Origin of the sequence: Phocaeicola vulgatus ATCC 8482, assembly GCF_000012825.1 — a bacterium.
Classification (GTDB): domain Bacteria; phylum Bacteroidota; class Bacteroidia; order Bacteroidales; family Bacteroidaceae; genus Phocaeicola; species Phocaeicola vulgatus.
In genome coordinates this window covers 1,851,318-1,864,194 of sequence record NC_009614.1, presented here as the reverse complement: position 1 = coordinate 1,864,194, position 12,877 = coordinate 1,851,318, and the positions used below count along the sequence as shown (strand labels likewise).

The window sequence follows — 12,877 nt, the reverse complement described above, 5'->3', positions numbered from 1 at the left end:
CTTCTGCCCCGATTCATCTTTACGGGCAGAAGTTTCGTTTTTTATAAAATCAGTGAGAAGCAAACGTATGCAGTACCCTATCCAGCTTCCCGTTTATCATTCTCACTTCACCAATACCCTGGAATTCAAAGTATCCTTCAGTGTGTTCAGCCACAATAAAAAACTGATATACAGCGCATAAGGCTGACAGTAGTTCCTTCAGTGCGCTGTCAGCACCTTCAGCCGCCGCAACACCCGCACCGGACCGATATCTTTGACCATCATGCTAAAGGACAAGAATGAGTCATACAATATCGTGGTCAAAAGATTGCACCTGCTTTCCATCTTAACTTTCAAGACAGGAAGAATACTCATTTGCTTCCTGGACTAATTCATCGTTTCACTTTAGTGATGAAGTTGTTTCACTAGGATGATGAAACTTCATCACTAGATTGCTAAAGCTTCCTCACTAAAGTGAAACGATAAATAAAAAAAGGCGTGAACATGAACACATCCAGATAGAAAGGATTTCACGAGAACAACTCTTTCAGCACATCCAGCGATTTCAGCACCGGAAAATCCGGCAGATGCAAACGATAGTAATCATTCATAATAACCAGACAGCGGTTACGCTCCAGACGGCTCATAGTAAAAAGATGCATTGTTTCATAATTCATACGCATTAAAAGGTTGATACGTGAAGCCTCCTCCGGTTTCAAAAAAGCACCATGTAATGGCCGGACAGACACGAAGCAGGCATTCAGCATATCAAAAAAGCATCCTTCCCTATAATCCTCCGTATTAGGATACAGACCGAGGAAACGTGAAAAACGCATCAGAAAAACCAAATGAAAATTGGAGAAACTTCTGTCGCATTCGTCCAGCCACCGAATAGAATGCTCCAAATAAGCAAACAACGGCCCGTTCTCCGCTTCTTCACGCAAAGCACGATACAGAAATTCCGCCAAGAACATGGCAATGGAAGATTTATAAGGATCGTATGGCAACGTGCGGAAAGGATACCACGACTTCGCTTCTTTTATACGATACAAATTGGACATCGGACGATAATCCGCTTCAAACTCTATCATGGAAAGCGGCTGGAACAATACCGTCTTCACCGCCGATTTCCGTGAACGGGGAACAGACACAAGAAAAGAAGCACGGCCATTCTCGCGCGTATAAATATCAACGATATTCGAAGTATCATTGTAGTTTAAGGTATGAAGTACAATTCCCACCGTCTTTTGAAGCATACTCTTTCTCTCTTTTATATACTAGGTAATCGTTGTCCGCAATACGTTTTTTGCTTTTCCACACAAATATACGCATCGTTGGAACATACAAAAATAGGGTTTTTAGATGAAAATGCACGTATTTACAAAAAAAATATGCCGAATATTTTGTCAATTCAAAAAGAGTTCCTACCTTTGCAACCGCAAAAGAGAAAAACACTCTCCGAAAGCAAGCCAAGCTAAGGCTCGGCAGAATCAAGGCTCGGCCCGTTCGTCTATCGGTTAGGACGCAAGATTTTCATTCTTGAAAGGGGGGTTCGATTCCCCCACGGGCTACAAATAAAAATAATAAAAGAACAAAATTAAAGATTAGTCGAAATGGCAAATCACAAATCATCATTAAAGAGAATCAGACAGGAAGAGAAGAGAAGACTTCATAACAGATATTATGCAAAAACAATGCGTAACACTGTTAAAAAACTTCGTGCAACTACTGACAAGGCAGAAGCTGTTGCAATGTATCCGGGCGTTCAGAAGATGTTGGACAAGCTTGCTAAGACCAATATCATACACAAGAACAAAGCCGCTAACTTGAAGTCAAAATTGGCTGCTTACATTAGCAAACTCGCTTAAGCAAAGTCTTAAACTAAAAGATAAAATAGGCAGGATTTTTCAATCCGGCCTTTTGTCTTTTTATGTGTTTCATAAAACACAAGCAATACATATTGCAAACGTAACATCGAAAAAATACGCAAGTCCTCGCTCCGCGGAAAACAGCCCTGAAGAATCTGAAGCATTCATGAAGGATTTAGAAGAGAATCATACATGATAAGATGCTGATAAGAAGCCTGTTAAGCGTCAATGAAGGATTTGAAGGAAAAAGAAGCCCCATTAATCTTCAGAAGACTTACCCTCGAAATAAATACATCACTCCCCTACTTTTCCCGGCGTTCACGGACAGACCTCATTCCAAACCTGTCCAATCCCCTCTTTTTTACGTTTTTTAGTCCACAAAAGCTGCCTGTCTCAGCAATTTTTCGTATCTTTGAAAGCTAATATTTAAGATAATTGAATCAAACATGAGTGAAGAAGAAAAGATAAACGGCGAAAACAATTACTCGGCCAGTAACATCCAGGTATTGGAAGGTTTGGAGGCTGTACGTAAACGTCCCGCCATGTATATCGGAGACATCAGCGAAAAGGGATTGCACCACTTGGTTTACGAGGTTGTGGACAACTCTATCGACGAGGCATTGGCCGGCTACTGTGATCATATAGAAGTCACCATCAATGAAGACAACTCCATTACCGTACAGGATAATGGCCGTGGTATCCCGGTAGACTTTCACGAAAAAGAAAAGAAATCTGCATTGGAAGTGGTAATGACCGTGCTGCACGCGGGAGGTAAGTTCGACAAAGGTTCTTACAAGGTTTCAGGCGGTCTGCACGGTGTAGGTGTTTCTTGTGTGAACGCCTTGTCTACTCACATGACCACACAGGTATTCCGCGGTGGCAAGATCTACCAGCAGGAATACAGCTGCGGACATCCTTTGTATTCTGTAAAAGAAGTAGGAACAGCTGATATTACCGGAACAAAACAGACTTTCTGGCCGGATGATACCATCTTCACTGTTACCGAATATAAGTTTGACATTCTACAGGCACGTATGCGTGAATTGGCCTACTTGAACAAAGGTATCACCATTTCACTGACCGACCGCCGGATCAAAGAAGAAGATGGCAGCTTCAAGAAAGAAATATTCCATTCGGACGAAGGAGTGAAAGAGTTTGTACGTTTCCTGAACCGTAACAACGAAGCGCTGATTAATGATGTCATTTATCTGAATACCGAAAAAAACAATACCCCCATTGAATGTGCCATCATGTACAATACAGGCTATCGTGAAAGCCTGCATTCGTATGTAAACAATATCAATACAATAGAAGGCGGTACACACGAGGCCGGTTTCCGCAGCGCATTAACCCGTGTACTGAAGAAATATGCGGAAGATACCAAAGCACTGGAAAAAGCAAAAGTCGAGATTTCGGGAGAGGACTTCCGCGAAGGCTTGATTGCCGTCATTTCAGTGAAAGTAGCCGAGCCGCAGTTCGAAGGACAGACCAAGACCAAGCTGGGCAACAGCGAAGTGAGTGGTGCCGTGAACCAAGCTGTAGGCGAAGCGCTTACATATTATCTGGAAGAACATCCGAAAGAAGCAAAACAGATTGTTGACAAAGTGATCCTGGCTGCAACAGCGCGTATCGCCGCACGCAAGGCACGTGAATCTGTTCAAAGAAAGAGTCCGATGGGCGGTGGCGGACTGCCGGGCAAACTGGCCGACTGCTCGAGCCGTAATCCGGAGGAATGTGAACTATTCCTGGTCGAGGGTGACTCGGCAGGTGGTTCTGCCAAGCAAGGACGTAGCCGTGCCTTCCAGGCAATTCTACCTTTGAGGGGTAAAATCCTGAATGTGGAAAAAGCGATGTGGCACAAGGCTTTTGAAAGCGATGAGGTCAATAATATCATCACCGCCCTGGGTGTCCGTTTCGGTGTGGACGGAAATGATGACAGCAAAAAAGCGAACATCGACAAGCTGCGTTATCACAAAGTGGTGATCATGACCGATGCCGATGTCGATGGTTCTCACATCGACACCCTTATCATGACATTGTTCTACCGCTATATGCCGGAAATTATAGAAAACGGACATTTGTACATTGCCAATCCGCCATTGTATAAATGCAGCAAAGGAAAAATCAGTGAATACTGTTACACCGAAGAAGCACGCCAGGCATTCATTCAAAAATATGGTGACGGACAAGAAAACGGAATCCATACACAGCGATACAAAGGTTTGGGTGAGATGAATCCCGAACAACTGTGGGAAACAACAATGAACCCTGAAACGCGTATTCTGAAACAGGTAACAATTGACAATGCCGCCAACGTAGACTATATCTTCTCCATGCTGATGGGAGACGATGTAGCTCCACGCCGCGAGTTCATAGAGAAAAACGCGACATATGCGAATATAGACGCGTAATTTTTCATTCATTATTTTTTAATCAAAATCCATCCTCACATCTTACAATTTGAGGTAGCCCCGATCCTGCTTTTCTCTGGATCGGGGCTTTTTTATCAATGAAAACCAACCTGACCCCATTTATATTTTTCCTCCTTTAAATGCCCGAAGAAACAGATACTCATACCGACTCTTTTTTTCGATGAAATGGGCAGAAATTGTAATAGTTCACCGCCGGTAACAAACATAACCTCATTCATTTTTCTTATAAATTAATTGGATGAAAGACGATATTCTGCCAGAAAGTCTTAATTTTGGGACATTAAACCATTTAACTCGAATAATAACATGAAACTCACATTTCGAATTGAATACCGTACAGCCTGGGGAGAAGAACTGGGGGTGATACTGGACGGAAACAATAGTGAACCTATCATCCTTCGCACTCCAAACGGGGAACATTGGGAAGGTGAAGCTGAAATGCCGGACCTCCCTGCATGCGTGCCTGTTTCCTACCGCTATGGAGTATATCGTGACGGACAGTGCATCCGCCGTGAAAGCGGAACCATGGCTCATTTGTTTTGCCCCGGAAAAAAGAAAAACTGCCACTACATATTAAATGATTTCTGGAAAGACCTTCCGGCTGAATCTTACTTATACAGTTCCGCCTTCAGTGGTGATTATCAGTCTGAGACAACTATAAAAGTCACAGCAAGCGCCGATGGAAGCATTACTTTCCGGGCCTTATGCCCTTGTCTGCATCATAAGCGTCAAGTGCTGGCTATCAGCGGAGATTGCCCGGCTTTAGGCAATTGGGATATTCAAAAGACGGTCCTGATGGAAGAAATACAACCGAACGAGTGGACCATCACACTGAATGTTTCTACTTTGGAGTTTCCGCTAAGTTATAAGTTCGTAGCCTGCAACGCCGACAGCAAGCAGGTAGAGGAATGGGAGAACCACGACAACCGGATGCTTAATAATCCGGAATTAAAAAAAGGAGAAATTTACCTGACACCGGAAACTGAAGTTCATTTCACTTCATCGGCCCGTAAGGTGGCGGGAACAGCTATCCCTGTATTTTCTCTCCGCAGTGAGAAAAGTTTTGGAGTAGGAGATTTCGGAGATTTGAAGAAACTGATAGACTGGGCGGCAAAGACCCACCAGCAAGCTGTACAAATCCTCCCTATCAACGATACGACCATTACCCATACCTGGATGGATTCTTATCCCTACAACAGCATTTCCATTTATGCATTCCACCCGATGTATATTGACCTGAACCAGCTGGGTAAGATGAAGGATAAGGAAGCGCTGGCTGTTTTTGAAGCCCGCCGGCAAGAATTGAACGCTCTTCCCCAAATAGATTATGAAGCGGTGAACAATGCCAAACGTGCCTATTTGAAAGTGATGTTCCAACAAACCGGAAGGAAAGTGCTGGCTTCGGCCGAATTCAAAAAATTCTTTGAAGAAAATGAACATTGGCTGCTGCCATACGCCGCATTCAGCTATCTAAGAGATCTGTATGGCACTCCGGATTTCAGCCAATGGCCTGAGCATACAGAGTACAAGGCAGAAGAAATAGCAGCCTTATGCGCACCGGACAGCTCTTGTTATGAAGAAATCGCCTTTTACTACTACACACAGTACCATTTACATATCCAATTACTTGATGCAGGAAACTATGCCCGCGAAAAAGGTATTATCTTTAAAGGTGATATCCCTATCGGCATCAGCCGCAACAGTGTGGAGGCATGGATTGAGCCGTATTATTTCAACATGAACGGTCAGGCAGGCGCGCCACCCGACGCATTCTCCGTGAACGGACAGAACTGGGGCTTTCCCACCTATAATTGGGAGGTAATGGAACAAGACAACTACCAATGGTGGCAGAAGCGTTTCCGCAAAATGGCAGAGTATTTCACAGCTTACCGCATAGACCATATTCTTGGTTTCTTCCGTATCTGGGAAATCCCATCTCATTCGGTACATGGTTTGCTGGGACAGTTTGTACCGGCATTGCCTATGAGTGTGGACGAAATTCAAAGTTACGGGCTGCCGTTCCAAAAGGACTTCATGACCAAACCGTTCATCAATGAAGAGATGCTAAACAAGATGTTTGGTGACAAAGCTGCCTTTGTAAAAGAAACATTCGTACAGCATGCTCACGATGACATTTATGAAATGCGCCCGGAATATGATACCCAACGCAAAGTGGAGGCTTATTTCTCCGATAAGAAAGATGAAGAAAGTATCCATATACGCGAGGGAGTATATGCCTTGATAAGCAATGTATTATTTGTTCCCGACCGCAAGCACCCCTCCATGTATCATCCAAGAATTGCCGTTCAGAATGATTTCATCTTCGGGCGCCTCGACTGGAAGGAGAAAGATGCTTTCAACCGTCTGTATAATCATTATTATTACCAACGCCATAACCAGTTCTGGTATCAGGAAGCGATGAAAAAGCTGCCTATCCTGACACAAGCCACTTCTATGCTGGTGTGCGGAGAGGATTTAGGAATGGTTCCCGACTGTGTGCCTTGGGTAATGGACCAGTTGCAAATACTCAGCCTGGAAATCCAACGTATGCCCAAGAATCCCAAACACGAGTTCGGTCACGTGTGGGAATATCCGTACCGCTCGGTCTGTACTATTTCCACTCATGACATGTCTACTCTGCGGGGATGGTGGGAAGAAGATTACGAACAGACCTGCCGCTACTACAACCATGTAATGGGACACTGGGGAGAAGTTCCGGTTTCAGCCCCGGGATGGGTTTGCGAGGAAATAGTACGCCACCATCTGGAATGTCCGTCATTGCTGTGCATCCTGTCCTTTCAGGACTGGCTGTCAATAGACGAAGAAATCCGCTATCCCGATGTGAACGCGGAACGTATCAACGTACCTGCCAATCCAAGACATTACTGGAGATATCGTATGCATCTCACTTTGGAAGAACTGATAAAGAACAAGAAGTTCAATGAAAAGCTGGTAGAGATGATTGACACCACCGGCAGATTCTAACCATCCACCACAGACAGCCTGGGGCTGTCTGTGGTGACTCCCTACCCCAACGATAATCAATAACACACATACCATGAAAAAAATTCCCGATTTAGGTTTCTGGAAACTATGGAATATTAGTTTCGGATTCTTTGGCGTGCAGATAGCCTACGCTTTGCAAAGCGCGAATATCAGCCGTATCTTTTCCACTTTGGGAGCAGACCCACACAGTTTAAGCTATTTTTGGATATTACCTCCGCTGGCAGGAATCATCGTCCAACCCATCATAGGCGCACTGAGTGACCGCACTTGGACGCGTTTCGGACGGCGTATCCCCTATCTGTTTGCAGGAGCTCTGGTTGCTGTCTGCGTCATGTGCCTGCTCCCTAATGCAGGTAGTTTCGGAATGACAGTCAGTGCAGCTATGGTATTCGGTCTGATATCACTGATGTTCCTTGATACCTCTATCAATATGGCCATGCAGCCCTTCAAGATGATGGTGGGCGATATGGTGAATGAAAAACAAAAAGGACTGGCTTACTCCATTCAGAGTTTTCTCTGTAATGCCGGCAGTCTGGCAGGATATCTTTTCCCGTTTATTTTTGCCGCCATCGGCATCAGTAATATTGCTCCCAAAGGTGTTATTCCCGACTCTGTCATCTATTCTTTCTACATCGGCGCATTGATACTGATTCTATGCGTGATCTATACTTCGGCCAAAGTAAAGGAATTTCCTCCCGAAGAATATGCAGCATATCATGGCATCACCCATGAAAGCAAAAAAGAAAAGACAAATATGTTCAAATTGCTGGTCAAGGCTCCCAAAGCCTTTTGGACAGTAGGACTGGTACAATTTTTCTGCTGGGCAGCCTTCATGTTCATGTGGACTTACACCAATGGAACAGTTGCTTTGAATGTGTTCGACACACCGGTCATAACAACCATGACAAACGGTGTTTCCAGAGTGGTACTGGATACACAATCCGCACAATACCAGACAGCAGGAGATTGGGTCGGGATCTTATTTGCTGTCCAAGCCATCGGTTCCGTTATTTGGGCAACGATCATCCCGATGATTCAGAACCGCAAACTTGCCTACGTACTCAGTCTGGTATTGGGAGGCATTGGATTCATCTCCATTTTCTTTATCCATAATCAATATGCTTTATTTGCATCCTTCATCCTGATAGGTTGCGCATGGGCAGCCATGCTGGCCCTTCCCTTTACCATTCTGACCAATGCATTAACAGGAGGACATATGGGAACCTATCTGGGATTATTCAATGGAACTATTTGTGTTCCACAGATTGTCGCAGCTTCTTTAGGAGGTATCGTACTGAAGATGTTTACCAGTCCGGGTAGTGTCGCTCCGGAAGTAAACATGCTGGTATTGGCTGGAGTGTTCCTGATTATCGGTGCCGGCTGTGTAAGTATTATCAAAGAGAGGTAAAGCGTTTCCCGAAAGTAATATATGCTCATTCCATCACCACCGTTCAATGTTCTGTTTCCCGAAACTGAAATTCACTCCGCGGTGTCAAAACTTTGTTTTTGAAAACATGAACTTATAATCTGAAATTTGAGCATCCTAAAAGACTAAAGAAAGGATCGTATCATTACTCAATACAGAGTTTGATACGACCCTTTTACGCGTTATAATTACTATCTGTAACTTTTCAAAGCTGTCATTTTGGTTTTGACACATTCATCTTCATTCCGTCCAGCATTATTCCAACTTCTCCATGAATTCTGGATGCCGATAGAAAAAATCATACGCCATATAATAAAGTACAAAGCGGTACTCATTTCTGACACATGAGTTACATTCTGCGCCCAAGTATATAATAAAACGAAGAGATAAATAATTGATTTTTACCTGTTTAGGCTACAAAATACAAGATAGGTTTTTATATATCTCTTAGTAAGAGATATATAATTCTCGTGCAAAAATAAGGAAAGTTTTGATAACTAATACACTTTTCATTAAAAAAATACGATCTAAAGCAAAAAAAAGCCTTTTTTCTTATTTAATCTTTCTCTCAACAGCCCACTTCTCACTGATTTAATTATTTGATTTTATGCATATTACATCTATTTTGTCGATCTCTTACTAAGAGATCGACAAAATAAGCAAATAAAAAACGAAAAAAGAATTGAATGGAATACCTGTTTCTGCGACGTAAAAAGACCCGCTACACTTCGGTGCGCCAAAAGACTTTGCTCTATCGTGCCGCCTCTCGCCGATGGGAGAAGGAGTTTGCGTTGCGGACGGACGTCCGCCGGATAGACGCTCTTATATATAAAGGTATATTATACCTGATGGAAGTGCGTCAAGTATTCCTCGATTCCTCTCTTTCGCTGAAGACACTGAGTGCGATGCTGGAGACAAACCAGACTTATTTAAGTAATGTGGTGAACCGCTATTTCGGCTGCAACCTGAAAGAACTAGTAAACACTTACCGAGTGGAATACGCCAAAGAGCTGCTCCGCAGCGGACGATGCCCCATAGAGGAAGTTCCCGTACGCAGCGGCTTCGGTTCGAAAAGCCCTTTCTATGTGGCGTTCGGAAAAGTGACGGGCATGACGCCCCGGCAGTATGTAGCACACGAGAGGAATCCGCTGAAACAGGAGGAAAACAATTAAGCCCTTTTATAATAAATGGTATGTATAACCAATTTTAGTTTTTTAAATTTATAAATTTAAAGTTTTTCTATTATGAACAAAAAGTTTTTAAGTGCAATCCTGTTCGGAGCCTTAATGGTTTCGTCAACAGGAACATTTGTGTCTTGTAAAGACTACGATGATGACATTGACGAGCTGACTTCACGCGTGGATGGCATCGAAAGTCAAATCAAAGACCTGGAAGCAAAAATCAATGCTGCCAACTGGATTACTTCTGTAACTCCTGCCACAGGCGGTTTCACTGTTGCTTTCAATGACGGTAGCAGCTACACCATTACCAACGGTAAGGACGGTGAAGCAGGTGCTGCAGGTACAGAATGGACTATCTCGGAAGATGGTTTTTGGGTATGCAACGGTGAGAAGACTACCGTTAAAGCTGTAGGCCAGGACGGCGCACAGGGTGAACCGGGCAAGGATGCTCAGCCTGAAGTGAAAAAGGAAAACGGCAAGTGGTATTTGTGGAACGGTACAGAATTTGAAGAATTTGCCGGCGCTACCGCTCCTGCTGCAAATATTCCTTTCTACTATACTGATCCTACAGATCCAAACTACAACATCTTGGTGATTTATGATGAAAATGGTAAAGAACCATTGGAGATTCGCCTGCCGATGGCTGCCGATCTAGGTCAGATTGTAGTCCTTGGTGAAAATTTAGACATTAATTACCATCGTTTCAATGGTCTGCACACAACAAATAAAGAGGGTCAAGTTAAAGAAGCTACATGGGATGGAAGCAAGGCTATGCCGGCTAAGGGGCAATATATGTTGACTGCCAACCAAGACTATGTTTATGTACAAGTCGTTCCTTCTAATTACGACATCTCTAAACTGAACTTTAAGTTGGTTAACACGAAAGGTGACGAAGCTCCGGTTGTATTCGGTACTCCTGTTCCTACCAATGATGCCATCAACAACAGCAGAGCTATTTCAGAAAGTGGCGTTTTTGCAATTCCTTATTCATTAAAGGATATGACTCCTGCTGAAATGAAAACCTATGAGAAAAACATTAAAGGAAAAGCACTATCACTGGTTGCTAGCGAAAATGTACGCTCAATTTATAATTATGGTGTAGAATTGAAGCCAGCTAATAATAAAAACGGTGCTACATTCAAAGACAGAACTATTCCTGTTGAATCTATAGGAGAACCTGTAACAATTGTTCCTGAAGAAGCCGGAGGCATCTACGATTCATATTTGGTCATGGCAGACGATGAAGCCAAAGCTGACTCTGTAAGATATGGTATTTCTATTGATGGTATGACTTTCTCATACAAGGAAACTATCAAAGGCCAAGCAGTGAAATTTACTGTTCGCCAGGTAACAAACACGGCTATGGTTGTGACTAGTGCCCCTGTAACTGTAACCTTTGGTAAAGAAGCTCCTGAAACAACTGAAATCATATTAGCAGAACAAGCTCATAACGCAGTTGCTACTTACACAAACGCAGCCGGACAAAAGATTGCTAACCAATTCATCATTGCAGACTTTGCTCCTTACTTTGCAAAAGTTGCTCCTACAGCCGGTGACCGTCTGGTATGGAATGATGATATGGCAAACTTCACAAACAATGTGAAACTGATTTGGGATGAGCTGAATGAATATGGCGAATCTGTAAAAGAAGACGGAATCGATGTAACAGCCAAATTGTTTAAGACCGCTATTCTTTTGAATGCTAACAACAGCAATGACAATGGTAAGGTTAATATGTCTAACTTCTCTAAAGTGAAGATTCAGTTTAGTGAAGAATATGCAGGTATTACTTTGGGCAATGGTACATTGAAAGCTGTTATCGAAATGAAGGACAAGAAGGGCAATCTGCGTCAGACTGTCGAAATTCCGTTTACTATCGCGAAACCGACTGCAGAAGAAATTAACAGCCACGTTACATGGGATGCTCAATACTATAGCAATGGCGTATTGAAAGTTGTAGAGCAAAATAGCATTACATTGAATACCTTCTTCAAAGGTGCTAACGCTACTTTGGTTACAGAAAATGCCGCACCGGCAACAGGTAATGACAAGATTAAGATCGAAAATGGTGTTGTAACCTTAAAGGATGACGGTAAGAAGAACACAGTTTATACTATTAAAAACCTGAAGATTAGCTTCTTGGGAACTGATACTTCTTACGCTGAGAATGCAAGCGAAGAAAAGACATCCCGTACTTATGGTATCGAAAACTTGAAAGTTAACTTCGCTACTCTTAAGGGTGATGACATCGTTATCGGTAATGTAGCAGTAATGTGTGCCGGCAAATCAGTAACAGTTTATGACTACAGAAACGCTGCTTCTGGTGCTTTGACTTACAAACTGATAGATTTCGCAGGAGATGCTTACACTGTAGATAACAATTCTACTGTAACGATAACAGAAGGAAACGACTTGATTAAGAGTGCAGAACTTGTAAAACGTACAGTTAATATTGGAACTGCTGATAATCCGAATAATGTAACACGTTATGATATCAAGATTACAACTGCGAATACTATGATTTCTCAGTCAACAAAGGTTACCATTAAATTGACATTCACAAATGTGAAGAATTCCAAGGGTGAAACAGTAAATGTAACTGTACCTGTAGAAATCACAGTTAATGCAGCAGTTTAATAATTTATCTAATCCTATGAAAAAGATAGTAATATCTTCATATTAGAATATAGATAAACTTCTCCCAAGCGAGGAAAGGTGTTTCCGCATACCGGAATACTTCTTTCCTCGCTTTCTTTTAATTTATTTGAATCAAAAAAGCTCTCAAAAAAAATAAAACTTTGATTTTGTAGAAAAACCACCTTATACCCCTATCGCATATCATAGTATCAGATACTAATGTCTTAACAATGCAACTACTCAATAAGCCAGTTCCTCGGTATTATAATGGAGAAAAGGCAGAACAGCTCAATTCTGTATCCGCAAAGACAATAATAAATATAAGAATTTCTTTTCATCCACAAGAAG

The 12,877-nt window shown here is 42.6% G+C and carries 7 protein-coding genes and 1 tRNA gene; 7 read left to right on the top strand and 1 reads right to left on the bottom strand.

Translation table 11 applies throughout. The features are described 5' to 3' along the window. Nucleotides 1-509: 509 nt before the first annotated feature. Nucleotides 510-1,235 carry a DNA repair protein RecO gene (gene recO, locus BVU_RS07040; RefSeq protein WP_011965165.1) on the bottom strand — a complete coding sequence of 242 codons (726 nt, stop codon included), beginning with the start codon at nucleotides 1,233-1,235 and terminating at the stop codon, nucleotides 510-512. Between the two features lie 243 nt (nucleotides 1,236-1,478). Between recO and BVU_RS07035 the strand changes: the two genes are divergently transcribed. From BVU_RS07035 to BVU_RS07005, 7 genes are all read left to right on the top strand, one after another. Then, nucleotides 1,479-1,550: transfer RNA gene (locus BVU_RS07035), tRNA-Glu, on the top strand. 42 nt (nucleotides 1,551-1,592) lie between these two features. Then, entirely contained in the window at nucleotides 1,593-1,847 is a 255-nt protein-coding gene (rpsT, locus tag BVU_RS07030) for a 30S ribosomal protein S20 (protein WP_005838940.1), read from the top strand. A 446-nt stretch (nucleotides 1,848-2,293) separates the two neighbouring features. After that, complete coding sequence (gyrB, locus tag BVU_RS07025) at nucleotides 2,294-4,258, top strand: DNA topoisomerase (ATP-hydrolyzing) subunit B (protein WP_005838938.1); 1,965 nt, start codon at nucleotides 2,294-2,296, stop codon at nucleotides 4,256-4,258. Nucleotides 4,259-4,585: 327 nt separating this feature from the next. Then, nucleotides 4,586-7,264, top strand: coding sequence for a 4-alpha-glucanotransferase (locus BVU_RS07020; protein ID WP_011965164.1), 2,679 nt, complete (start codon nucleotides 4,586-4,588; stop codon nucleotides 7,262-7,264). A gap of 73 nt (nucleotides 7,265-7,337) precedes the next feature. Further along, nucleotides 7,338-8,693: an MFS transporter gene (locus BVU_RS07015; protein ID WP_005849623.1), complete on the top strand. Its 1,356-nt coding sequence runs from the start codon at nucleotides 7,338-7,340 to the stop codon at nucleotides 8,691-8,693. 704 nt (nucleotides 8,694-9,397) lie between these two features. Further along, entirely contained in the window at nucleotides 9,398-9,883 is a 486-nt protein-coding gene (locus BVU_RS07010) for a helix-turn-helix domain-containing protein (protein WP_005838929.1), read from the top strand. 72 nt (nucleotides 9,884-9,955) lie between these two features. Next, complete coding sequence (locus BVU_RS07005) at nucleotides 9,956-12,529, top strand: PL29 family lyase N-terminal domain-containing protein (protein ID WP_011965163.1); 2,574 nt, start codon at nucleotides 9,956-9,958, stop codon at nucleotides 12,527-12,529. Nucleotides 12,530-12,877 lie beyond the last annotated feature (348 nt).